A 25,255-nucleotide genomic window follows, 5' to 3' on the forward strand; every position below is an offset into this window, starting at 1 on the left:
GACGCTGTGAGCGTCATTAGCCTGGTCTCGTACGAGGACGCACTTGCCTCGTACGACCCGGTGATGGGCCTTGAGGTCCATGTCGAGCTGGGTACCAAGACCAAGATGTTCTGCGGCTGCTCGACCGAGCTGGGCGCCGAGCCCAACTCGCAGACCTGCCCGACCTGCCTCGGCCTGCCGGGCTCGCTGCCGGTGGTCAACGCGATCGGGGTGGAGTCGGCGATCAAGATCGGCCTCGCGCTGAACTGCGAGATCGCCGAGTGGTGCCGGTTCGCCCGGAAGAACTACTTCTACCCGGACATGCCGAAGAACTTCCAGACCTCGCAGTACGACGAGCCGATCGCCTTCAACGGCTACCTCGACGTGCAGTTGGAGGACGGCTCGACCTTCCGGGTGGAGATCGAGCGCGCCCACATGGAGGAGGACACCGGCAAGTCCTCGCACATCGGTGGCGCGACCGGCCGGATCCACGGCGCCTCGCACTCGCTGCTGGACTACAACCGGGCCGGCATCCCGCTGATCGAGATCGTCACCAAGCCGATCGAGGGCGCGGGCGAGCGGGCTCCGGAGGTGGCGAAGGCGTACGTGGCCGAGCTGCGTGAGCTGATCAAGGCGCTGGACGTCTCCGAGGCCCGGATGGACAAGGGCCAGATGCGCTGCGACGTGAACCTGTCGCTGCGTCCGCACGGCCGGGAGAAGTTCGGCACCCGCTCGGAGACCAAGAACGTCAACTCGCTGCGCAGCGTGGAGCGGGCGGCCCGGTTCGAGATCCGCCGGCACGCCACGGTGCTCGACGAGGGCGGCACGATCATCCAGGAGACCCGGCACTTCCACGAGGAGGACGGCTCCACCACGGCCGGCCGGATCAAGGACAACGCCGAGGACTACCGGTACTTCCCGGAGCCCGACCTGGTCCCGATCGCGCCCGCGCGCGACTGGGTCGAGGAGCTGCGGGCCGGTCTGCCCGAGCTGCCCCGGGTCCGCCGGGCCCGGCTGCAGGGCGAGTGGGGCCTCTCGGACAAGGACATGCAGTCGGTGCTCAACGCCGGTGCGGTCCAGCCGATCCTGGACACCATCGCGGCCGGCACCAGCGCCGAGCAGGCCCGGAAGTGGTGGATGGGCGAGGTGGCGCGCAACGCCAACGAGACCGGTACCGAGCTGAGCGAGCAGCCGATCACGCCGGCCCAGGTCGCCCGGATCGCCGCGCTGGTCGCGGAGGGCAAGCTCAACGACAAGCTGGCCAAGCAGGTCATCGCGGCCGTGCTGGCCGGCGAGGGCGAGCCGGACGCGGTCATCGAGGCCCGCGGCCTGGCCGTGGTCTCGGACGACTCCGCGCTCGGCGCGGCGGTCGACCAGGCGATCGCCGAGAACGGCGCGATCGCCGACAAGATCCGGGACGGCAAGATCGCCGCGGTCGGCGCGCTGGTCGGGGCGGTCATGAAGACCACCCGCGGTCAGGCCGACGCGGCGAAGGTCAAGGATCTGATCCTGGCCAGGCTGGGTGTCGAGGCCTAGGCATACCTAGACCGTCAGAGGTGTCCTACGACCGCCCGCTCCGTACCTACGGAGCCGGCCGACCGAGGCCGGGACGGTCCGCCGAGAAGGGGTCACCACCATGTTGGAGTACGAGCTGATCCAGGCCCGCTCGCAGGAGCTGCAGCGGCTGGCCAGGCACGACGCACTGGTCCGGGAGGCGCTGGACGCGGCCGACCGCGAGGGCCGCCCGAGCCTGCGCAGCGGCCTGCGGAGAGCGCTGCAAAACCGCCGGGTACGGGCACTGAATCCGCGCCCTCAGCTCAACCAGTGCTGAGCTGAGGGTACGAATGCTGACAGACCCTCACAGCCCGGCCGCCGCCCGTCCGATCAGCGAGATATCCGCTCGGACGGTGTCGGCGGCCTGTGGCATGCTCAGCGCCATGGAGCAGATATCGGTGAGCCCGGTCTTCGTCGGACGCGGCACCGAGATCGGCACCCTGGACGCCGCGCTGCGCCGGGCGATGGCCGGCCAGCCGCAGGCCGTGCTGGTCGGCGGCGAGGCCGGGGTGGGCAAGAGCAGGCTGATCGAGGAGTTCCTGACCGCCGCCTGCGGCCCCAACGTGGTCACCACGCTGGGCGGCTGCCTGGAGGTCGGCGCCGAGGGTCTGCCGTACGCACCGCTGGCCACCGCGCTGCGCCGCCTGCACCGGAGCCTGGGGGCCGAGCTGGAGCAGGCGGCCCAGGGCATGGAGGGTCATCTCACCCGGCTGCTGCCGGACTTCGGCGCCGATGACGCCGAGCCCAACGACGAGTTCGGCCGGGCCCGGCTGTTCGAGCACACCGCCCGACTGTTCGAGCGGCTCTCCGCAGACCGGACGATCGTGCTGGCCATCGAGGACCTGCACTGGTCCGACCGGTCCACCCGAGAGCTGCTCGCCTACCTGATCCGTACCCTGCACCGGGCCCGGGTGCTGATCGTCGCCACCTACCGCTCCGACGACCTGCACCGCAGGCACCCGCTGCGCCCGTTCCTGGCCGAGCTGGACCGGCTGCGCACCGTGCACCGGGTCGAGCTGTGCCGGTTCGGCCGGCGCGAGGTGGCCGCCCAGCTGGCCGGCATCCTGGGCACCAAGGCCACCGACCGGCAGCTGGTGGACCGGATCCACCGCCGCTCCGAGGGCAACCCGTTCTTCGTCGAGGAGTTGGCCACCGCCCACCAGGACGGCTGCGACACCGGGCTCACCGACTCGCTCCGCGATCTGCTGCTGGTCCGGGTCGAGGCCCTGCCGGACGAGACCCAACGGGTCCTCAGAATCGCCGCCGAGGGTGGCTCGCTGGTCGAGCACGCCCTGCTGGAGGCGGTGCTGGACGAGGGCGAGGACGTCCTGATCGACGCGCTGCGGAACGCGGTCGGCGTCAACGTGCTGCGCCCGGACAGCGACGGCGACGGCTACCGGTTCCGGCACGCGCTGGTCCGCGAGGCGATCTCGGACGACCTGCTGCCCGGTGAGCGGTACCGGATCAACCGCAGGTTCGCCACCGCGCTGGAGCAGGACGGTTCACTGGTCTGCGGCAACGGCCGGGCGGCCCGGCTGGCGAACTACTGGTACCACGCGCACGACCCCGGCCGGGCCCTGCCGACGGCACTGGAGGCCGCCAGGTCGGCCCGGCGGCGGAACGCCTTCGCCGAGCAACTCGGCATGCTGGAGCGCGCGTTGGAGCTCTGGGACGAGGTCTCGGAGGAGGTGCGGCAGGAGAACCTACGGCCCGCCGACTGGGCCGGTACGTATCCGCCGTGCGGCCACGCCGACGGCGCCTGCCGGCTGCTGCACCTGGTCGACGTGCTGGCCGAGGCAGTGCTCGCGGCCCGCCGGGCGGGCGACCGCGACCGGGGTCTCAGTCTGGCCAAGCGGGCCTTCAAACTGCTGGACGAGGAGACCGAGCCGGAGCGCGCCGCCTGGTTCCGGATCCAGCGCGCGCTGATGTTCCGTCACCTCCAGCGCAGCGGCAGCGACGAGGAGATCGAGCGGGCCCAGTGGCTGGTGGCCGGGCTGCCGCCGTCCCCGGTGCAGGCCGAGGTGTTCGCCCTGGCAGCCGGGCACGGGATGCTCGGCGACCCGGTCGAGGCCGACCGGGAGCTGGCCGAGCGGGCCGCCGCGATCGCCCGCGAGGTCGGTGCCCACGCGGTCGAGCAGCACGCCCGGATGACCATGGGCACCCTGTCCGTCTACTTCGGTGAGCCGGCGGCCGGGCTCGCCCTGCTCGCCGACGCGGTCGAGCAGGTCCGGCACACCGGCTCGGTGGACGTGCTCTGCCGGGGACTGAACAACCTGTCCAGCCTGCTGCTCGGCCTGGGCCGGGCGGCCGAGGCCGAGGCGTTCGCCCGCGAGGGCCTGGCGGCCGCCAAGGGCAACGGGCTGCTCGGCAACATCGGCGCCCTGCTGACCGGGAACCTGGTCGAAACCCTGCTGGTGCTCGGCCGCCCGGTCGAGGCCGAGCAGCTGCTGGCCGAGTGGGAAGGCGACCCGGCGAGCAGCAACGACCATGCGTTCCTCAGTCGGCTGCGGGCCGAACTCGCCCTGGACCAGGGCGATCTGGCGACCGCCGAAGAGTACCTGGAGCGGGCCAGGGTGGCCGGGCTGCCGGTCAGGCAGACCCAGCACGACCTGCCGCTGGCCCGGCTGGCGATGCGGATCGAGACCCGGGCCGGGCGGCCCCTGCAGGCCAGGGCCGAACTGCTCGCCGTACTCGACCGGCTGGCCGAACGTCCGGCCGGGCAGGGCGTCGCGGACGGCCGTCTGTACGGGCTGCTGCCGGTGCTGGTGGAGGGCGCGTCCGGGGAGGCCGACTCGCGGGGGGCGGCGGCGGCCGACCTCGGGCGTCCGGTGGTGCTGCGGCGGATCGCCGAGCTGGCCGAGCAGGTGCAGCCCCGGACGGCGCTGCACCACGGCTGGGCCGCACTGCTGGCGGCCGAGCTGGCCCGCGCGGAGGGGGCGGACACCCCCGAGCAGTGGGCCGCCGTGGTGGAGTTGCTGCGTGACACCGGTCTCGGCTGCCCGCTCGGGCAGGCGCTCTACCGGCTGGCCGAGTCGCTGCTGACGGCCGGCCGCCGGGAGGCCGCGGTCGAGCCGCTCCGGGAGGTCGAGGCGTTGACCACCGCCGGTCTGTACCTGCGGCAGGACATCGGCCAGTTGACCGCCAGGGCCGGGCTCTCGCTGGCCGCCCGTCCGGTGGCGGTGGCCCGACCCGCCCAGCCGGCCGGGCCCGGCGACCAGTTCGGCCTCACCCCGCGCGAGCGGGACGTGCTGCACCGGCTGGCCCAGGGGCGGACCAACCGGCAGATCGCCGAGGAGCTCTACATCTCCCCGAAGACCGCCAGCGTGCACGTCTCCAACATCCTGGCCAAGCTCTCGGTCGGCAGCCGGGGCGAGGCGGCCGCCCTGGCGCACCGGCTGCACCTGCTCGGCGCCTGACCGACGCCTGACCGGGCGTCAACTGCCGTTCGCTGCCCGGGGCGGTCCGGCCGGAGACCGTGCGCCCCCGTCGTGCGCTGCGGCCAACCGGGGCGATCCCGTCAAGAGTGGGGCACAACGTCACCCGGGCCCCATTACTCTAAGTTGAGTGTGCGTGTCATTGAGTGACGGAAGTGGTGTAAGGTCCGGAGCGGGAACACCGGCAAGGCGTGGGGGAGAGGTCGAGTGAACTTTCACCCGAGCCGCCTCCCCGGCCTGCTGCTTGTGCTGCTCTGCCTCGGGTACGCCCTGGGCGCCGCCGTCGGCTGGGGATCGCCGGAACTCGCGCTGTTCATGGGTGACTTCGGGCTGGCCGGGGCCGCACTGGCGGCCGCCCTCTCCTGTCTGCTGCACGCCTGCGCGGCCGGTGGCCCGGCCCGGCCCGCCTGGCTGCTGTTCGGTCTGTCCTCCTCGATGGTGGCGATCGGCAACGGCACCTGGGGCTGGTACGAGGTGGTGCTCGGCACCACGCTGCCGGAGGGTTCGCCCGCCGATTACGCCTTCCTGCTGTTCGCCCCGCTCGCCATCATCGGTCTGACCGTGCTGGCCCAGCGGCCCCGGACGGCGGCCGGCTGGCTCTGCCTGGTGCTGGACGGCTGGTTGGTGGCCGGGTCGCTGTTCACCCTCAGCTGGAGCCTGGCGCTCGGCCGGGTCGCGGCCGGCGAGGGCGAGGACCCGCTCAGGATGGCGCTCAACCTGGCCTACCCCGTGCTGGACATCCTGCTGGTCAGCCTGGTGGTCGGCCTGCGGTTCCGGAGCCGGGACGGCAACCGGGCCGCCGTGCACACCGCGATGGTCGGCCTGGCCGTCACGGTGGTCTGCGACGCGCTCTTCACCTCGCCCGCCCTGCGCAGCAGTTACCACTCCGGTGAGCTGCTGGACGCGGGCTGGTTCGCCGGCAGCGTGCTGCTCGCCTGGGCGCCCTGGGCCTCCCGCGGCCGGTTCGGCCCGAGCCGCGAGCACCCCTCGGTCGGCGGCGCCCCCCGCCGCCGGGTCTCCTCCACCTTCAGCGCGCTCACCCCGTACGTCGCGGCGGCGGTCTGCACCGCGGGCATCCTCTACAACGCGCTCGGCGGCCACGCGCTGGACCGGGTGGTGGTGGCCTCGGCCTGCACCGTCGGTCTGGCGTTGATCGTCCGGCAGGGCGTGATACTGCTCGACAACCTCTCGCTGACCCAGGAACTCGCCCAGAAGGAGGCGCACTTCCGCTCCCTGGTGCAGGGCTCCAGCGACGTGATCATGATCGCCGGCGGCAGCGGCGTGCTCTCCTACGTCAGCCCCGCCTCGATCGGCGTCTACGGCCGGGACCCGGAGGAGCTGGTCGGCGGCAACCTGCTCAACCTGGTGCACCCCGACGACGTCGACCGGGTGCTGCGCGAGGTCCGGCGGCTGATGGCCGACCGGCCGGTGCGCCGGGACGGGGCCGCCGAGCCCTCGGCCCGGGTGGAGTGCCGGGTCCGCTCCGGCAACGACGAGTGGCTGCACGTCGAGTCGACGGTCAACCGATACCGGGACGGGCTGATCCTGAACAGTCGCGACGTCACCGAACGGGTCATACTGCAGGCGCAGTTGCAGCACAACGCGTTCCACGACCCCCTCACCGACCTGCCGAACCGGGCGCTCTTCACCCAGCGGCTGCGCACCTCGCTGAGCCCGACCGAGGGGTACCGGGAGTACCCGGGCGGTGAGGAGGCCACCGTGGCGGTGCTCTTCCTCGACCTGGACGGCTTCAAGGCGGTCAACGACAGCGCGGGCCACCAGGTCGGCGACGAGCTGCTGGTGCAGGCGGCCCGCCGGCTGCAGCACGCGGTCCGGTCCGGCGACACGGTGGCGAGGTTCGGCGGTGACGAGTTCGCCGCGCTGGTCCGCGGCCGGCTCGGCCGGGCCCAGGTGCACGAGCTGGCCGAGCGGCTCCGCTCGGCGCTCTCCGAGCCGTACTGGATCGGCGGGGCCGAGCTCGGGGTGGCGGCCAGTATCGGGATCGCCTTCGCCGGCTGCGACCCCGATCCCGGCGCCGACCCGCAGGCCGCGGCGGACGAGCTGATGCGCAACGCCGACCTGGCGATGTACCGGGCGAAGTCCGAGGGCAAAGGCCGGGTGGTGCTCTACCACCCGGCGATGCGAGTCGAGTTGGACCGCCGGACGGAGCTGGAGGAGCGGCTCAGGGTGGCCGTCCAGGAGGGCTCGTTCACGCTGCTGCACCAGCCCGTGGTGGATCTGGCCACCGGCGCCGTCACCGGCGTCGAGGCGCAGGCCCGCTGGCGCTCGGCGCAGGGGTTGTTGCTCACCCCGGCGGAGTTCCTGCGGACCGCGGACCAGGGCGACGCGGCCACCAGGTTCGCCCGCTGGATGCTCCAGGAGACGGTCACCGCAGCCGCCCTCAGGGCCGGTCCGCGGCTGGTGCCCGTCCCGGTCTCGATCCGGCTGTCGGCCCAGCGGCTGTGCGCGCCGGGCATGTACGAGGCGGTGGTCGCGGTGCTCAGGGAGTCCGGTCTGCCCGCCGAGCTGCTGGTGATCGAGCTGGCCAGGACGGGCCCGGACGAGCACGCCGACGAGCTCGGCCGCCGGCTCGCCGCGCTCCGCCGGCACGGTGTCTCCACCGCGGTGGCGGGCTTCGGCGCGGGCGGCGGCTCGCTCGGCACGCTGGCCCGGCTCCCGTTCGACGCGCTCAAGCTGGACCGCAGCCTGGTCCAGGACGTGGCCGACTCCCGGCTGACCCGCGCCCTGGCCGGGCACGCCCTCCGGCTGGCCCGCGACCTCGGTCTGGTGACCGGCGCCGAGGGGGTGGACCAGCCCCGGCAGGTGACCGCGCTGCAGGAGCTGGGGTGCCGTCAGGGGCAGGGTCTGGCCTTCGCCCAGCCGCTCGACGAGCACCGGCTGCGGCGGGCCCTGCTGCGCCGGGTCTACCCGCTGCCGAAGCAGGCGACTGGGCTCTCCGCGCGACGCGCCTATCTGGCGGCGGACGCCCGATCGGGTGGCCGTCCGGAGCCGGGCGGCAGCCGGGTGGTGCACCATCAGAACGGCCCCGACCTGGCAGAACGTCGTCCGACCCCCGGTCCGTCCTGGGGTCCGGGAGGGGGTCCGCATAGCGAGACGGCCGTCCCACCTGCTTGACACGCCCCACCGCCGGGGAGGAAGGTCGGAGCCATGCGCACCCGAATTCTCGTACTTGGCGGGCGCGTCGGCTGAGCGGGTCACCCCCCGCACGAAGAGACCGACGCGCCACCCCTCGCATGCCCTTGGCACGAGGGGTTTTTTGTTGCACTGGAACCGCCCGACCATGCAAGACCCCAGCCGAATCGGCCAGATGTCCGGTACTCAACCGTCCGGGTGGACGATGGAGGCAGGACCGGCGACCGGCCCCCGACCCCAGGACCCTCACCTGACGGGGACGGCAGAACCCGAGAAGAGACAGGCAGATGACCGAGCACGCCGCCCCCCGCCGCGGGGACACCCCGGCCACCCACGCTCCTGCGCCCACCGTCGTCGTGGAGACGATGACCGGCGCGCAGTCGCTCATCCGCTCCCTTGAGGCAGTGGGCGCGGACACCGTCTTCGGTATCCCGGGCGGCGCCATCCTCCCTGCCTACGACCCGCTGATGGATTCGCAGAAGGTCCGTCACATCCTGGTCAGGCACGAGCAGGGCGCGGGCCACGCGGCCACCGGCTACGCCCAGGCCACCGGTCGGGTCGGCGTCTGCATGGCCACCTCGGGCCCGGGCGCGACCAACCTGGTGACCCCGATCGCCGACGCCTACATGGACTCCGTCGCGATGGTGGCGATCACCGGGCAGGTCGCCTCCAAGGCGATCGGCACCGACGCCTTCCAGGAGGCGGACATCTGCGGCATCACGATGCCGATCACCAAGCACAACTTCCTGGTCACCGACCCGGCCGAGATCCCCCGGGTGATCGCCGAGGCGTTCCACATCGCCAGCACCGGCCGCCCGGGCCCGGTGCTGGTCGACATCGCCAAGGACGCGCTGCAGGCCACCACCACCTTCCGCTGGCCGGTGGAGACCTCGCTGCCCGGCTACCGCCCGGTGACCAAGCCGCACGCCAAGCAGATCCGCGAGGCCGCGAGGATGCTGGTCGCCGCCAAGCGCCCGGTGCTCTACGTCGGCGGCGGCGTGCACAAGGCGCAGGCCAGCGCCGAGCTGCGGATCCTGGCCGAGCTGACCGGCGCCCCGGTGGTCACCACCCTGATGGCGCTCGGTGTCTTCCCGGACAGCCACCCGCAGCACCTGGGCATGCCGGGCATGCACGGCTCGGTCCCGGCCGTCACCGCGCTGCAGAAGGCGGACCTGCTGTTCACCCTGGGCGCCCGCTTCGACGACCGGGTGACCGGCAAGCTGGACAGCTTCGCCCCGTACGCCAAGGTCGTGCACGCGGACATCGACCCGGCCGAGATCGGCAAGAACCGCCCGGTCGACGTGCCGATCGTCGGTGACGCCCGCGAGGTGCTGGCCGACCTGATCGTCGCCGTGCAGGCCGAGTTCGACGCCGGTCACAAGGGCGACTACGCCGACTGGTGGGTCAAGCTCAACCAGTGGAAGACCACCTACCCGCTGGGCTACGAGCCCGCGCCGAACGGTGAGTTGTCGCCGCAGCAGGTGATCGAGCGGATCGGCCAGCTGGTCGGCCCGGACGCGATCTACGCGGCGGGCGTCGGCCAGCACCAGATGTGGGCCTCACAGTTCATCAACTACGAGAAGCCGGCCACCTGGCTGAATTCCGGCGGCGCGGGCACCATGGGCTACGCCGTGCCGGCCGCGATGGGCGCCAAGGCGGGCAAGCCGGACGCCGCGGTCTGGGCGATCGACGGCGACGGCTGCTTCCAGATGACCAATCAGGAACTGGTCACCTGTGCGCTGAACAACATCCCGATCAAGGTCGCGGTGATCAACAACGGTTCGCTGGGCATGGTCCGCCAGTGGCAGACCCTGTTCTACAACCAGCGCTACTCCAACACCGTGCTGCACGCGGGCCCGGAGCACGACGGCATCGCCAAGCCGGCGCAGGGCACCCGGATCCCGGACTTCGTGCTGCTCGCCGAGGCGATGGGCTGCGTCGGCCTGCGCTGCGAGCGCCCCGAGGACCTGGACGCGGTGATCAAGCAGGCGATGGAGATCAACGACCGCCCGGTGGTCATCGACTTCATCGTCCACCAGGACGCCATGGTCTGGCCGATGGTCGCCGCAGGCACCAGCAACGACGAGATCCTCGCCGCCCGGGACGTCCGCCCGGACTTCGGCGACGACCTCGACTGACTGCCCTGACCTTCCGATAGAGAGTCCATGACCATGTCCAAGCACACCCTCTCCGTCCTGGTCGAGAACAAGCCCGGCGTGCTCGCCCGCATCGCCGCGCTGTTCTCCCGTCGGGGTTTCAACATCGACTCGCTGGCCGTCGGCCCGACCGAGCACCCGGACATCTCCCGGATGACGATCGTGGTCAACGTGGAGGACCTCCCGTTGGAGCAGGTCACCAAGCAGCTGAACAAGCTGGTCAACGTGATAAAGATCGTCGAACTCGACCAGTCCGCCGCCATCCAGCGGGAGTTGGTCCTGGTCAAGGTCCGGGCCGACGCCGAGTCGCGCTCGCAGATCGTCGAGATCGTCCAGCTGTTCCGGGCCAAGACGGTCGACGTCTCGCCCGACGCGGTGACCATCGAGGCCACCGGCAGCTCGGACAAGCTGGAGGCGATGCTCCGGATGCTGGAGCCGTACGGCATCAAGGAGTTGGTCCAGTCCGGCCTGGTCGCCATCGGACGCGGCGCCCGGTCGATCACCGACCGCTCGCTCCGGGCGCTCGACCGAAGCGCCTGATCCCGCTCTGACGACCAGTCGTCTCACCCCCTGAAGCACCGCCCCACACCCCCGCCGGGTCCACGTACGGTAGGTACGCACCGGCATCACCACCACGCAAGGAGATGTGCCCCCGTGGCCGAGCTGTTCTACGAAGACGACGCCGACCTGTCCATCATCCAGGGCCGCAAGGTCGCGATCATCGGCTACGGCAGCCAGGGCCACGCCCACGCGCTGTCGCTGCGTGACTCGGGCGTGGACGTCCGGGTCGGCCTCAAGGAGGGCTCGTCCTCCCGTGCCAAGGCCGAGGAAGCGGGCCTGCGCGTCGTCACCGCCGCCGAGGCCGCCGCCGAGGCCGACGTCATCATGATCCTGGTGCCGGACCCGATCCAGTCCGACGTCTACGAGGCGGACATCGCGCCGCACCTGAAGGCGGGCGACGCGCTGTTCTTCGGCCACGGCCTGAACATCCGCTTCGGCTTCATCAAGCCCCCGGCCGACGTCGACGTCTGCATGGTCGCCCCCAAGGGCCCGGGCCACCTGGTGCGCCGTCAGTACCAGGAAGGCCGTGGCGTTCCCGCCATCGTGGCCGTCGAGCAGGACGCCACCGGCAAGGCCTTCGAGCTGGCGCTGTCCTACGCCAAGGGCATCGGCGCCACCAAGGCCGGCGTCATCAAGACCACCTTCACCGAGGAGACCGAGACCGACCTGTTCGGTGAGCAGGCCGTCCTCTGCGGTGGCACCGCCGCCCTGGTCAAGGCCGGTTTCGAGACCCTGGTCGAGGCCGGCTACCAGCCGGAGATCGCCTACTTCGAGTGCCTGCACGAGCTGAAGCTCATCGTCGACCTGATGTACGAGGGCGGCCTGGAGAAGATGCGCTGGTCCATCTCGGAGACCGCCGAGTGGGGCGACTACGTGACCGGCCCGCGCATCATCACGGCCGACACCAAGGCCGCCATGAAGCAGGTCCTCACCGAGATCCAGGACGGCACCTTCGCCAACGCCTGGATCGCCGAGTACAAGGCCGGCCTGCCGAAGTACAACGAGTACAAGAACGCGGACGCCGACCACCTGCTGGAGACCACGGGCAAGAAGCTCCGCGGTCTGATGAGCTGGGTCAACGAGAAGGCGTAACTGCCTTGTACAACTAGGCTGCTCCCGTCCGGGTGATTTCGCCGGACGGGAGCAGCCCGGCCGCCAGCCCGTCGATACACTTCCGAGTGCGCGTCAGGCCCACAGCGTCGTGCGTCTATCTACGCGGCATGCCACCTTCCCCCGCTTTCCACGCCACCATCGTGCGCGGGGAGAACCGGACAGTTAAGGACAACACTGTCGTGAGCAAATCCGTAGTTCTGATTGCCGAAGAGCTGTCCCCCGCCACAGTCGACGCACTCGGCCCCGACTTCGAGATCCGGCACTGCAACGGTGCGGACCGCACCGAGCTGCTGACCGCGATCGCCGACGTGGACGCCATCCTGATCCGCTCCGCCACCAAGGTGGACGCGGAGGCGCTGGCGGCCGCGAAGAAGCTCAAGGTGGTCGCCCGTGCGGGCGTCGGCCTGGACAACGTGGACGTGGCGGCCTCCACCAAGGCCGGTGTGATGGTCGTCAACGCGCCGACCTCCAACATCGTCACCGCCGCCGAGCTGGCCTGTGGCCTGCTGATCGCCTCGGCCCGCAACATCGCCCCGGCCAGCGCCGCGCTCAAGCAGGGCGAGTGGAAGCGCAACAAGTACACCGGCGTCGAGCTCTCCGAGAAGACCCTCGGCGTGGTCGGCCTGGGCCGGATCGGCGTGCTGGTCGCCCAGCGGATGTCCGCCTTCGGCATGAAGATCGTGGCGTACGACCCCTACATCCAGGCCGCCCGCGCGGCTCAGATGGGCGTCAAGCTGCTCTCGCTGGAGGAGCTGCTGGAGGTCTCGGACTTCATCACCGTGCACCTCCCGAAGACCCCGGAGACGATCGGCCTGATCGGCGACGAGGCGCTGCACAAGGTCAAGCCGACCGTGCGGATCGTCAACGCCGCCCGCGGCGGCATCGTGGACGAGGCCGCGCTGGCCTCCGCGCTGCGCGACGGCCGGGTGGCCGGGGCCGGCCTGGACGTCTACGCCAAGGAGCCGTGCACCGACTCCCCGCTGTTCGGCTTCGACAACGTGGTGGCTACCCCGCACCTGGGCGCCTCCACCGACGAGGCGCAGGAGAAGGCCGGCATCGCGGTCGCCAAGTCGGTCCGCCTCGCCCTCGCGGGCGAGCTGGTGCCGGACGCGGTCAACGTCCAGGGCGGCGTGATCGCCGAAGACGTCCGTCCGGGCCTGCCGCTGGCCGAGAAGCTCGGCCGGATCTTCACCGCGCTGGCCGGCGAGGTCGCCGTCAGGCTGGACGTCGAGGTCCGTGGCGAGATCACCCAGCACGACGTGAAGGTGCTCGAACTCTCCGCGCTCAAGGGCGTGTTCGAGGATGTCGTGGCGGAGACGGTGTCCTACGTCAACGCCCCGCTGTTCGCCCAGGAGCGTGGCGTCGAGGTCCGCCTCACCACCTCCAGCGAGTCGCCCGAGCACCGCAACGTGATCACCGTGCGCGGCACGCTCTCCGGCGGCGGCGAGATCGCCATCTCGGGCACGCTGTCCGGCCCGAAGCAGACCCAGAAGATCGTCGGCGTGGACGCCTTCGACGTGGACGTGGCGCTCACCGACCACATGGCGTTCTTCAAGTACGAGGACCGCCCCGGCGTGGTCGGCACCCTCGGCCGGATCCTCGGTGACGCGGGCATCAACATCGCCGGCATGCAGGTGGCCCGGGACGGCTCCGAGGCGCTGGCCTCGATCACCGTGGACAGCGAGGTCTCCCAGGAGGTCCTGACCGAGATCGCCGGTGCGATCGGCGCGCAGTTCGCCCGCGCGGTCAACCTCGGCTGATCACTCGCCGGAGGGGCCCGGTCCGCTTCGGCGGGCCGGGCCCTTTTCGTTGTCCGGGTGCGTCCTGTCTCAGATACTAGGAAATCCAACTATCCGTGCAGACAGCACCCGCTCCAGGTCGTACCGTGAAAGAGCAATCCGGCGAGCCGCCCCTCCAACTCGAGGGCGCCAGGCCCGGATGCGCACGTACGCAGCACGGCAGGCGACCCCTGGCCGGCGTACCCGAAACCCTCCCCCCGCACGTCCTCAAGGAGTTCGGTATGCCCCCCACCGCAGACCGCCACGCCGCCGCTTCCGCCGACCGTACGCAGGCCCCCCGCCGCCGTCGCCGTGCCGAGCCCAACCCGAATGCCGCGGCTGCCCTCCAGCGCGCGCTGGACCGCCGTGACAACGGCGGTGCCACCGGCCACTGAGCCGGTCACCCGTCCGGTTGCCGAGTCGGTTACGGGTGTTGGGCCGAACGCCTGACGATCCGTCACCCGCAGGAGTGCAGTGCGCCCCCGGACGAGGGACGGTGCTCGCGCTCTCCGGCGCGATGATCGTAATTTGGTGCCTCCGGAAGGGTGATCGGGCTCCGCACGGCGCGGACCCGCCAGAGCCCCTGCCGGGGGAGACAGCCCCGTGCGCACCAGCTCAGCACTCCGGTTCGGCATCGCGCTGCTGACCGGCTCGCTCGCGCTCGCCGCCGTACCGGTCTCCGGTGCGGCGGCCGAGCGCGGTTCAGAGGCCCGCCGCAGCGTCCTGCTCGAACTCGACACCGAGGCCGCCGCGCCTGCCTGGCAGCGGGCCGCCGATCAGGCCAGGAGCGAACGCAGGTCACCGGACGCGGTCCGCCGGGCGGCCTCGGCCGCCGGGGCCGAACAGCGCCGGGCGGCCGGCCGGGCCGCCGACCAACTCGCGGGCGCGGTACGGCGATCCGCCCCCGCCGCCCACGAGCTGTACCGCACCGAGACCCTGCTGACCGGGATCGCGGTGAGCGCCCCCGCCGCCGCGCTGCCCGCGCTGGGCCGGCTCCCCGGGGTCCGCGCGGTGCACCCGATCGCGCTGAAGAACCGGGTCAACGGGCACTCCGTCCCGCTGCTCGGCGCCCCCGCGGTCTGGGCCGGGCAGTCCGCCGACGCCGCTCTGCCCGGCAACACCGGCCGGGGCGTCAGCGTCGGCATCATCGACTCCGGCATCGACTACACCCACGCCGACTTCGGCGGGCCCGGCACCGAGCAGGCGTTCCAGGCGGTGGACGGTGCCAAGCCCGCACCCCAGGGCCTGTTCCCGACCGAGAAGGTGTACGGCGGGCGGGACCTGGTCGGCGACGCCTACGACCCGGGTACGCCCGAGGGCGGCACCCCGAAGCCGGACGACAACCCGATCGACTGCGCGCTGAACGGCCACGGCACGCACGTCGCGGGCACCGCCGCCGGGTACGGCGTCACCGCGGCCGGCCAGACCTACCGGGGCCCGTACACCCGGGGCCTGGACCCGGCCGGCTTCAAGGTCGGCCCGGGGGCGGCGCCCGAGGCGCGGCTGTTCGCGATCCGGGTGTTCGGCTGCGACGGCTCGACCGACCAGCTCGCCCAGGCACTCGACCTGGCCGCCGACCCGGACGGGAACGGCGATCTGACGGACCGTCTCGACGTGGTCAACCTCTCGCTCGGCAGCCCGTTCGGCGGCCCGGACGACGCGGACGCGATCGCCGCCGACCGGCTGGCCGCGCTGGGCACGGTGGTGGTCGCGGCGGCGGGTAACGAGGGCGACGTGTACGCGATCGGCGGCAGCCCCGGCACCGCGCCCCGGGTGCTCACGGTGGCCGCCTCGGTCGACCCGCACGGCGACGCGGACGGCCTGCGGGTGCTGGCCCCCGAGCCGCTGGCCGGGCTGGTCCCGACGCACTGGAGCGCCAAGTACCAGCACTGGGCGGACCGCGAGGTGCAGGGCCCGCTCGCGCTGCCGGTGGACCAGTCGGACGGCTGCGCCGCCTTCTCGGCCGCCGACGCGGCCAGGCTCAAGGGCAAGATCGCCCTGCTGTCCTGGCGGACCAAGGACCCGGACCGGGCCTGCGGTTCGGCGGCGCGGGCCGACCACGCGGCCGACGCGGGCGCGCTCGGCGCGCTGTTCGCCGCCGACGGCGACCACCTCGGCGAGCTCGCGGGCAACGACCGGGTACCGGTGGCGATCCTGGCCAAGGCGGACGGCGAGCGGCTGCTCCGGGCCGTCGAGACAGGACCGGTGACCGTCCAACTGGCCACCCCCGGCAACCCGTTGCACGGCGCGGTGGCCCAGGACCAGCCGCAGCGGACCGACACCCTGACCACCTTCACCTCACGCGGGGTCGGGCTGCCCGGACTGGTCAAGCCGGACCTGGCGGCGCCGGGGGAGACCATCTGGTCCGCCAAGGCGGGCGCGGGCTCCGGCGGTATGCGCGAGGACGGCACCTCGATGGCGGCCCCGCACGTGGCCGGGCTGGCCGCGCTGGTCCGGGCCGCCCACCCCGACTGGACGGTGGCCCAGCTGAAGGCCGCGCTGATGAACACCACCGGCGACACCTGGGCGGGTGACGACCGGTCAGGCCCGGTGTACGGGCCCGGGCGGACCGGCGCAGGGCGGGCCAGGGTCGACCTCGCGGTGGCCACCCCGGTGGTCGCGTACGCGGCGGGGCCCGAGGTGGACGGAGCGGTCGGGCTCTCGTTCGGTCCTGTGCCGGTCAGCGGGCCGACCACGCAGAGCCGGGAGGTCGAGCTGCGCAGCTTCGCCGACCGCCCGCTGGAGTACCGCACCGGCTACCTGGCGGCCACCGAACTGCCGGGCGCCTCCTTCGAGCTGACGCCGACTCAGGTCACCGTGCCGCCCGGCGGTACCGCCCGGGTGACCGTCACCCTGCGGGTGCCCGGGCAGCTGGACCGGGCGCCGGACCCGACCCTCGACCTGGTGCAGGGCGGCAAGGCCAGGAGCTACCGGGGCGAGCTGTCCGGACGGCTGCTGCTGACCCCGGCCGAGGCCGGCCCGCCCGCGCTCCGGGTGCCGCTGTTCGCCGCGCCGCACGCCGTCTCGGAGCTGACGGCCGGTCCGCAGGTCCGGGCCGCCGGGAACACCCTGCTGAGCATCACCGGCACCGGCGCGCCGACCGCGAACGGGGCGCTGGTCAGCGCCTTCGCGCTGGGCGGCGAGGCGGCCCGCTGGCCGGACTGCCCGCCGGGGGCGACGGCGGAGCCGGAGAAGGCCGCAGACGTCTGCGTGACCGCCCCGGGCGACCGGGCTGCCAACCTGCGCGCGGTGGGCGCCGCCAGCGACGCCCCTGCGGTCGGCGGCGAGCCGCTGGAGAACGGCACGCTCTACCTGGCCGCGACCCTGTGGGCACCGGCTGCCACCCCGGCCGGCGGCGTCGTGGTCCGGGCCTCCCTGGACACCGACGGCGACCAGGTCACCGACGTGGTGGTGGCCGCCGCCCGGCTCAAGGGCAGCGACGTGCTGGTGGCCAGGACGCTGGACGCCAGGACCGGCGAGGAGCTGGACGTCCAGCCGCTGAACGCCCGGTGGGGCGACACCGACACCGGACTGCTGGACAGCGACACCGTGGTGCTGCCGGTCCGGCTGGCCAAGCTGCCGGGGCTCCGACAGAGCACCTCGAAGATCCGGTACGGCCTGTGGACCGCCTTCGCTGCACCCGGCACGCCCGACGTGGCGGCGGCGCTCTCCTCGATCGGCCTGCAGGGCGAGCGGCCCACCCTGACCGTCGACGTGCTCGCCCCGGCGCTGGACGTCCGGGCCGGGGCGGGTGGCCCGACGGCCGTCGCGGTGCCCGAGCAGCCCGGCGCGGTCCTGGAGGTCAGACGGCGCGGGGCCGGGGCGGACCGGCTGCTGCTCGTCCACCACTTCAACCCGGACGGGCGCCGCGCCCAGCTGGTCCGGCTGCGCTGAGGGCTCGGTGGATCCGGCCCGTCCACTCAGCGAGAAACCCGATCGGCCCGGGCCCGCCGGCGCAGCAGGGCGACCAGGGCGACACCGACCAGGACCGCCACCGCCGCCCCGCTCACCGTCGCCCCCTGCGTCAGCCCCGGGGGCCGGTACGTGCAGCTCAGCCGGGAGGCTCCGGTGCCGAGCGGGACACCGATCATGCCGAGCACCGAGTGGGCCGGCTGCTCGGGCCCGTCGCCCACCGCGCACTGCCAGCCGTCGACGGCCGGGACGGAGATCAGCGCGGTCCCGGTGGAGCCGGGCGGCAGCTCGGCGCTGACGGAGTGTCCGGTGCTGTGCACGGCGGTCGCGCCGTTCGGCCGGGCCAGCGCCGCGCTCAGCGCGGTCCGGTCCAGGCAGCCGACCGGCTGGGCCGGGACCTGGGCGGCGGCCCCGGTCCGCAGCTCCAGCTCGAACCGGCCGTCGGCGGGGGCGTCGCCGAGCAGCCGGATCGGCATCGCGGTCATCGGCTGGAGGCCGTGGCCGGTGTACTCCGTGCCCAGGCCCAGGACCGTGCCGTTGAACCACGGGCCGTAGAAGAAGACCTGGTCGCCGGGGAGGCAGCTGCCCTCGAAGGTGGTCCCGGTGCCGCCCGCAGGAGTGGCCGGGACCGACCAGCCGCTGCTGCCGTGCAGGGTCGGGGCCGGTCCTGCGGTCGGGGTGAGCTGCGGAACCCGGTAGACCGTGGCGCCGAGCAGGGCCTGCTGCCTGGTCCAGACCGAGGAGGTGTCGGGGGCGGGGCCGGCCGGCTGCACGGTGATCAGCGGGACGGCGGGCGCCTGTTCGACGGTGAAGCCGTCCGGGGCCGAGCTGCTCTCCAGGTAGGTGGTCACCCCGAACAGCGCCCGCCCGACCGGGTCGGCGGGGCTGAGGGTGTGCCGGCCGTGGCGGTACCAGCCCGCGCCGAGGTCGTGCAGCAGCTCGGCGGTGGTCCTGGGCAGATGGCCGGAGTAGTACGAGCCGCCCTCGCCGCCGAGCAGCAACGGGTCGTTGGCCGTGAACTCGTGCGGCCCGGGGTCGGTCCGGACGTTCGGCCAGTCGTCCGCCTGCTGGATCACCTGGTACGCCGACTGGGCGCCGACGGTGGTCCCGGGCGGGAGGAACGGCAGCTGGTCGCGGATCACCGCGACCGAGTACGTCGAGTAGGTGGCCCCGGCCAGCACACCGAGCGCCAGCAGCGCGCCGACCGCCTTCCGCGCCGTCCCGCGCTCCAGGAGCCAGAGCGCGCCGAGCGCCAGCACGCCGCCCGCCGACAGCAGCACCCAGGTCGAGGCGTGGACCGAGCTCTGCCCGTGGCCGAGCAGCGCGATCAGCCCCAGCACCCCGGCGCCACCGGCCAGCGCGAACAGGTCGGGGCGGCGGGAGAGCGAGACCCAGGCCGCCATCACCAGCAGCCCGCTCAGCACGAAGCCGGCCCGGTACGGGCTGTCGTCCGGGAGCGTAAGGCCGTGCCAGAGCAGGACGGTCGGCTCCCAGACGAAGCTCGCGCCGACCAGCAGCAGCAGCGCGTACCAGCCGATCCGCTCGCGGGCCCGGACCCGGCGGTTGAACGGCAGGGTGGCGACCAGCAGCAGGCCGAGGACGCCGACGAAGACGTTCGGCAGCGGGTGGTCCGAGCGGCCGCCGGGCAGCAGCTGGGCCAGGTAGTCGGTCAGCCCGGGCGGCCCGTCGTAGGTCGCCAGCGGGGCCGGCTGGGCGGCTCTGCTCGCCGTCAGACCCACCGTCAGGACCGGAGCGGCCAGCAGCACCCCGAGCAGCACCATGGCGGCCGCGCGCCCCAGCACCTTCAGCCGGGCGAGCACCGGGCGCTCCGTCAGCAGCAGCACCCGCAGCAGCAGGACCAGACCGGCACCGAGGGTGGCCATCGCCCCGGTGTAGTAGTTGCCCGCCCAGGCCACCGCCACCGCGAGGCTGCCGAGCACCCAGTGCCTCCCCCGCAGGCACCAGTCGCCGGCCAGGCAGAGCAGCGGCAGCGAGACCAGGCCCCACATCCACATCGGGTCCGCCGAGCCCTCGTCGAGCACCCAGGCGCAGAGCCCGTAGCCGACCGCGAGCAGCGCCCGCAGCAGTCCGGAGCCGGGGTGCAGGCGGCCCAGGAAGTGGGTCATCACCGCCGCGCCGAGGCCGATGCTGAGCAGGGTGACCAGGAAGACCGGGAAGTTCACCGCCGAGCGGGGGAACAGGCCGACCAGCCAGGAGAACGGATTCATCAGGTAGCCGAAGAAGTCGGCCAGGAAGGGTGCGCCGTAGCCGCTGTTCCAGTTGAACAGCAGGTCGCCGGTGCCCGTTGTTGATGTTCCAGCGCCGTGCATCAGGTCCCACAGGTGGGCGTGGAACGGGACGGCCTGGTCGCCCAGGTCGTTCACCGCCCGCGAGCGGTCGCCGAACGGGTAGGTCCCGTGGATCGCCATCGCCAGGCAGTACGCGCCCATCGAGATCCCGGCGGCGAGTCCGGCCGCGGCCGACTCGGCCCGGCGGCTGGATTCGCTCACGTGTCGGTGCTCCTGACGGTCAGTTCGCTGCTCCGGTAATGTCCCAATTTCGACCGGATCGCCGCGAGGCGACACGCGGCGTCCGAATGGCGGACGTCAGGTGTCAGCCCCTGGGACGCGGAGTAGGGTCGCCTGCATGTCTCGCAGCCTTCGTCTCGCAGTTGTCCCCGGTGACGGTATCGGCCAGGAAGTGGTGGCCGAGGGCCTCAAGGTGCTCGCCGCCGTCCTCCCCGCCGACGTCAAGGTCGAGACCACCGAGTACGACCTCGGCGCCCGCCTCTACCACCGCACCGGTGAGACCCTGCCGGACGCGGTACTGGAGGAGCTGAAGACCCAGGACGCGATCCTGCTCGGCGCCATCGGCGACCCGAGCGTGCCGTCCGGCGTGCTGGAGCGCGGGCTGCTGCTCAAGCTGCGGTTCGCCTTCGACCACCACATCAACCTCCGCCCGGGCAAGCTGCTCCCCGGCGTGCAGTCCCCGCTCGGTGGCGACCCCAAGATCGACTTCATCGTGGTCCGCGAGGGCACCGAGGGCCCGTACGTCGGCAACGGCGGCTCGCTGCGCACCGGCACCGAGCACGAGGTGGCCACCGAGGTCAGCCTGAACACCGCGTTCGGCATCGAGCGGGTGGTCCGGGACGCGTACCAGCGCGCCGCCGCCCGCCCGCGCAAGAAGCTGACGCTGGTGCACAAGAACAACGTGCTGGTGCACGCCGGCCACCTGTGGTCGCGGATCTTCGCCGAGGTCGGCCAGGAGTTCCCCGAGGTCAGCACCGACTACCTGCACGTGGACGCGGCGACCATCTTCTTCGTCACCCAGCCCGAGCGCTTCGACGTGATCGTCACCGACAACCTGTTCGGCGACATCCTCACCGACCTCGCCGCGGCCGTCACCGGCGGCATCGGCCTGGCGGCCTCGGGCAACATCAACCCGAGCGGCGCCTTCCCGTCGATGTTCGAGCCCGTGCACGGCTCGGCCCCGGACATCGCCGGCCAGGGCAAGGCCGACCCGACCGCCACCGTGCTGTCGGTCGCCATGCTGCTGGACCACCTCGGCTTCGCCGCGGAGGCCGCCAAGGTCGAGGCGGCCGTCGCGGCCGACCTGCTGGAGCGCTCCGGCACCCGTTCCACGTCCGAGGTCGGCGACGCGCTCGCCGCCCGAGTATCCGGCTGACGGGCCGGCTTTACCCCACGTAGCAGCCCACCGGCTGTTCGGCACGGCCCTCTGGATGCGAGTATCGACAGTGGGCCGTGCCTTCGTATGTTCTTTTCCGAGGGTGGCGGCCCGGACCAACCCCACGGTGAAGGACAGGCAGTCATGAGTACGCCCACCCAGGCGCCCATCACGTTCGACCTCAAGCCCTCCGCGCACCCGCTGTCGGACAGCGAGCGCACGGCCAGGCTGGCCAATCCCGGCTTCGGGCGGGTCTTCACCGACCACATGGTCACCATCAGGTGGACCGAGGGCCGGGGTTGGCACGACGCGCAGCTCACCCCGTACGCCCCGCTGGAGATCGACCCGGCGAACATGACCCTGCACTACGGTCAGGCGATCTTCGAGGGTCTGAAGGCCTACCGCCAGGCCGACGGCTCGATCTCCACCTTCCGCCCGACCGCCAACGCCGAGCGCTTCCAGGCCTCGGCCCGCCGACTGGCGATGCCCGAGCTGCCGACCGAGGCCTTCGTCGAGGCGGTCGAGCTGCTGGTCCGGCAGGACCAGTCCTGGGTGCCGAACGAGCCGGAGCAGAGCCTCTACCTGCGCCCGTTCATGTTCGCCACCGAGGTCGGCCTGGGCGTCCGCCCGGCCAACGAGTACCTCTTCATGATCATCGCCTCCCCGGCCGGCGCCTACTTCCCCGGCGGCGTGAAGCCGGTCTCGGTCTGGCTCTCCGAGGAGTACGTCCGGGCCGCTCCCGGCGGCACCGGCACCGCCAAGTGCGCCGGCAACTACGCCGCCTCGCTGGTCGCCCAGGCCCAGGCCGCCGAGAAGGGCTGCGACCAGGTGGTCTGGCTGGACGCCGCCGAGCACCGGTGGATCGAGGAGATGGGCGGGATGAACCTGTACTTCGTCTTCGGCGAGGGCAAGGACGCCACCATCGTCACCCCGGAGCTCTCCGGCGCCCTGCTCCCCGGCATCACCCGCGACTCGCTGCTCTCGCTGGCCGCCGACCGCGGCTACGCCGTCCAGGAGCGGAAGATCTCCACCGACGAGTGGAAGCAGGGCAACGCCGACGGCACCCTCACCGAGGTCTTCGCCTGCGGCACCGCCGCCGTCATCACCCCGGTCGGCTCGGTCAAGTCCGCCCGCGCCGACTGGACGGTGGGCACCGGCGAGCCCGGCCCGATCACCATGGAGCTCCGCAAGACCCTGCTCGCCCTCCAGGGCGGCCAGGCTCCGGACACCCACGGCTGGCTCCACAAGATCGTCTGACACCCCGTCCGGGCGTCCCGCAGCCTTTCAAGGCCGAGCTCATCGACGGGGAGATCATCGTGACCCCACCGCCGGACACTAATCACGAGATTGCGATCGGCCGCTTCATCCGGCAGGTCTTCCGGAACTGCCCGGCGGATTTCGACTTCGCACCTGGGATCGGACTCGTCGTCCCCGGAGGACGCTTCATCCCGGACGGTGCGTTCATCGAGCGCGGAGTCATGGCCGACCGGGAGTCGTGGTCCGAGCCGGTGGGGGTCCTGATGGTGCTTGAGGTCACCTCCAGTCGGCCGGAGAAGGATCGGGAGGCCAAGCGCAAGGGGTACGCAGCCGCCAGGATTCCGCTGTACCTCCTGGTGGACCGTCAGCGGAACGAACTCGTGTTGCACGGCGATCCCGGGGCGGGTGACTACGCGTCCGCCCTGCGAGTGGTGCTCGGTGCCGCACTGCCGTTGCCCGAGCCGTTCGGATTCGCGCTGGACACGGGTGACCTGGTCGGCTGACCGTCCCGGATCGCGAGACGGCGGAGCCACATCGCGGATGGTGTGCCAGACTCCGAGGGTGTCCTCGCTTTCGCTGATTATTAGCAGCAGGCGCGCCGGTCCGCAGTGACCGTCCCCGAATAACCACATTCGCGGGGCGACCACCAGCGTCCAGACCCGCGCGCAGACCTCTCGCATCCGCGAGGGGTTTTTTGTTTTGCCCGGACCGGCCACCGGCCCCTCACGAGGGGGCTCGGGGACACCGGGAGCGCGCGGGATGCTGGACAGTGGAGCCGGATCACGTATCCCGGCAACAGCAGCAGTACCTCCCCGAACGGAGAACCCAGGGTCATGACCGAGGCCAGCCCCCGACCCCACGACAGCTTCCACGTCTTCGACACCACGCTGCGCGACGGCGCCCAGCGCGAGGGCATCAACCTCAGCGTGGCCGACAAGCTGACCATCGCCCGGCACCTGGACGAGTTCGGCGTCGGCTTCATCGAGGGCGGCTGGCCGGGGGCCAACCCGCGGGACACCGAGTTCTTCGCCCGGGCCGCCGCCGAGCTGGAGTTCAAGCACGCCCAGCTGGTGGCCTTCGGCGCCACCCGGCGGGCCGGCGGCAAGGCCGCCGAGGATCCGCAGCTGGCCGCGCTGGTCACCTCGGGCGCCCCGGTGATCACCCTGGTGGCCAAGTCGCACGACCGCCACGTCGAACTCGCCCTGCGTACCACGCTGGACGAGAACCTGGAGATGGTCCGGGACAGCGTCGAGTACCTGCGCTCGCAGGACCGCCGGGTCTTCGTCGACTGCGAGCACTTCTTCGACGGGTACAAGGCCAACCGCGAGTACGCCCTCGCCGTGGTGAAGGCCGCCCACCGGGCGGGCGCCGACGTGGTGGTGCTCTGCGACACCAACGGCGGGATGCTCCCGCTCGGGGTGCGCGAGATCGTCGCCGACGTGATCACCGAGACCGGCGCCCGGATCGGCATCCACGCCCAGGACGACACCGGCTGCGCGGTGGCCAACACGCTGGCCGCCGTGGACGCCGGGGCCACCCACGTGCAGTGCACCGCGAACGGCTACGGCGAGCGGGTCGGCAACGCCAACCTGTTCCCGGTGGTCGGCGCGCTGGAGCTGAAGTACGACCGTCGGGTGCTGCCCGCCGGGAAGCTGCTGGAGATGACCCGGATCTCGCACGCCATCGCCGAGGTGGTCAACCTGGCGCCCTCCACCCACCAGCCGTACGTGGGCTTCTCCGCCTTCGCGCACAAGGCCGGGCTGCACGCCTCCGCGATCAAGGTCGACCCGGACCTGTACCAGCACATCGACCCGGAGCAGGTCGGCAACACCATGCGGATGCTGGTCTCCGACATGGCCGGCCGGGCCTCGATCGAGCTGAAGGGCAGGGAGCTCGGCTACGACCTCTCCGCCGACCGCGACCTGGTCGGCCGGGTGGTGGCCAAGGTCAAGGAGCAGGAGAACCTCGGCTTCACCTACGAGGCCGCCGACGCCTCGTTCGAGCTGCTGCTCCGCGACGAGGTGCGGGGCAGCCGGCAGCGGTTCTTCGCGCTGGAGTCCTGGCGGACCATCAGCGAGCAGCTGGCGGACGGTACTTCGGGCAACGAGGCGACCGTGAAGCTCTGGGCCAAGGGGGAGCGCCGGATCGCCACCGGCGAGGGCAACGGCCCGGTGCACGCGCTGGACCAGGCGCTGCGGACCGCCCTGGAGCACATCTACCCGAAGCTGGCCGAGCTCGAGCTGGTGGACTACAAGGTCCGGATCATGGAGGGCGCGCACGGCACCAGCTCCAAGACCCGGGTGCTGATCGAGTCCACCGACGGGGTGGCCACCTGGTCCACCGTCGGCGTGGCCGACAACGTGATCGGGGCCTCCTGGCTGGCACTTGAGGACGCCTACACCTACGGCCTGATCCGGGCCGGGCTCGACCCGGAGAGCTGACCGAAGGTCAGAAAGGGCCCGCCGTACGGACGGCGGGCCCTTTTCGGTGTTCTGATCTCACCGCAGWCGTGCGAGCAGYGCRTGYTCSACGAGGGTGATGAGGGCGCTTTTGGCGCTGTCTCGGCGGCGGGCGTCGAGGGTGATGACGGGGGTGTCGGGGCCGAGTTGGAGTGCTTCGCGGACTTCGTCGGCGGTGTGGGGTTGGTGTCCGTCGAAGCCGTTGAGGGCGACGA

The 25,255-nt window shown here is 72.3% G+C and carries 15 protein-coding genes and 1 pseudogene; 14 read left to right on the forward strand and 2 right to left on the reverse strand.

What is annotated here, in order from left to right; all coding sequences use genetic code 11:
* Positions 1-6 precede the first annotated feature (6 nt).
* From gatB to ACXJMZ_RS01670, 10 genes are all read left to right on the forward strand, one after another.
* Positions 7-1,515 carry an Asp-tRNA(Asn)/Glu-tRNA(Gln) amidotransferase subunit GatB gene (gatB, locus tag ACXJMZ_RS01625; protein ID WP_457028151.1) on the forward strand — a complete coding sequence of 503 codons (1,509 nt, stop codon included), beginning with the start codon at positions 7-9 and terminating at the stop codon, positions 1,513-1,515.
* A 100-nt stretch (positions 1,516-1,615) separates the two neighbouring features.
* Entirely contained in the window at positions 1,616-1,810 is a 195-nt protein-coding gene (locus ACXJMZ_RS01630) for a hypothetical protein (RefSeq protein WP_457028152.1), read from the forward strand.
* 106 nt (positions 1,811-1,916) lie between these two features.
* Positions 1,917-4,949 (forward strand): helix-turn-helix transcriptional regulator, encoded by a 3,033-nt coding sequence (locus ACXJMZ_RS01635; protein ID WP_457028153.1) that lies wholly within the window; start codon positions 1,917-1,919, stop codon positions 4,947-4,949.
* A 225-nt stretch (positions 4,950-5,174) separates the two neighbouring features.
* The gene (locus ACXJMZ_RS01640; protein WP_457028154.1) at positions 5,175-8,102 is read left to right on the forward strand and encodes a putative bifunctional diguanylate cyclase/phosphodiesterase; all 2,928 of its coding nucleotides are present in this window, start codon (positions 5,175-5,177) and stop codon (positions 8,100-8,102) included.
* Positions 8,103-8,407: 305 nt separating this feature from the next.
* Entirely contained in the window at positions 8,408-10,258 is a 1,851-nt protein-coding gene (locus ACXJMZ_RS01645; RefSeq protein ID WP_457028155.1) for an acetolactate synthase large subunit, read from the forward strand.
* Between the two features lie 33 nt (positions 10,259-10,291).
* Positions 10,292-10,816 carry an acetolactate synthase small subunit gene (ilvN, locus tag ACXJMZ_RS01650; RefSeq protein ID WP_350664846.1) on the forward strand — a complete coding sequence of 175 codons (525 nt, stop codon included), beginning with the start codon at positions 10,292-10,294 and terminating at the stop codon, positions 10,814-10,816.
* Between the two features lie 114 nt (positions 10,817-10,930).
* Positions 10,931-11,929, forward strand: coding sequence for a ketol-acid reductoisomerase (ilvC, locus tag ACXJMZ_RS01655; RefSeq protein ID WP_457028156.1), 999 nt, complete (start codon positions 10,931-10,933; stop codon positions 11,927-11,929).
* Between the two features lie 200 nt (positions 11,930-12,129).
* Complete coding sequence (gene serA / locus ACXJMZ_RS01660) at positions 12,130-13,710, forward strand: phosphoglycerate dehydrogenase (RefSeq protein WP_457028157.1); 1,581 nt, start codon at positions 12,130-12,132, stop codon at positions 13,708-13,710.
* Positions 13,711-13,970: 260 nt separating this feature from the next.
* The gene (locus ACXJMZ_RS01665; RefSeq protein ID WP_200948337.1) at positions 13,971-14,123 is read left to right on the forward strand and encodes a hypothetical protein; all 153 of its coding nucleotides are present in this window, start codon (positions 13,971-13,973) and stop codon (positions 14,121-14,123) included.
* Positions 14,124-14,331: 208 nt separating this feature from the next.
* Positions 14,332-17,622, forward strand: coding sequence for a S8 family peptidase (locus tag ACXJMZ_RS01670; protein ID WP_457028158.1), 3,291 nt, complete (start codon positions 14,332-14,334; stop codon positions 17,620-17,622).
* Positions 17,623-17,648: 26 nt separating this feature from the next.
* Here the strand turns inward: ACXJMZ_RS01670 and ACXJMZ_RS01675 are convergent, their stop codons facing one another.
* Positions 17,649-20,150, reverse strand: coding sequence for a YfhO family protein (locus tag ACXJMZ_RS01675; protein ID WP_457028159.1), 2,502 nt, complete (start codon positions 20,148-20,150; stop codon positions 17,649-17,651).
* A 136-nt stretch (positions 20,151-20,286) separates the two neighbouring features.
* Between ACXJMZ_RS01675 and ACXJMZ_RS01680 the strand changes: the two genes are divergently transcribed.
* From ACXJMZ_RS01680 to cimA, 4 genes are all read left to right on the forward strand, one after another.
* A complete protein-coding gene (locus ACXJMZ_RS01680) occupies positions 20,287-21,324 on the forward strand; it encodes a 3-isopropylmalate dehydrogenase (RefSeq protein WP_457028160.1) in 1,038 nt (345 codons plus the stop codon).
* Positions 21,325-21,468: 144 nt separating this feature from the next.
* Positions 21,469-22,581: a branched-chain amino acid aminotransferase gene (locus ACXJMZ_RS01685; protein ID WP_457028161.1), complete on the forward strand. Its 1,113-nt coding sequence runs from the start codon at positions 21,469-21,471 to the stop codon at positions 22,579-22,581.
* Positions 22,578-23,084 (forward strand): Uma2 family endonuclease, encoded by a 507-nt coding sequence (locus ACXJMZ_RS01690; RefSeq protein ID WP_457028163.1) that lies wholly within the window; start codon positions 22,578-22,580, stop codon positions 23,082-23,084. Before ACXJMZ_RS01685 ends, ACXJMZ_RS01690 begins: the two co-directional genes overlap by 4 nt.
* A 330-nt stretch (positions 23,085-23,414) precedes the next feature.
* Complete coding sequence (cimA, locus tag ACXJMZ_RS01695) at positions 23,415-25,022, forward strand: citramalate synthase (protein WP_457028162.1); 1,608 nt, start codon at positions 23,415-23,417, stop codon at positions 25,020-25,022.
* 57 nt (positions 25,023-25,079) lie between these two features.
* On the opposite strand, the pseudogene ACXJMZ_RS01700 reads toward cimA, so the two are convergent.
* Positions 25,080-25,255, reverse strand: a pseudogene (locus ACXJMZ_RS01700) (ATP-binding protein); the annotation flags it as partial.

The organism is Kitasatospora sp. P5_F3, from assembly GCF_054049135.1.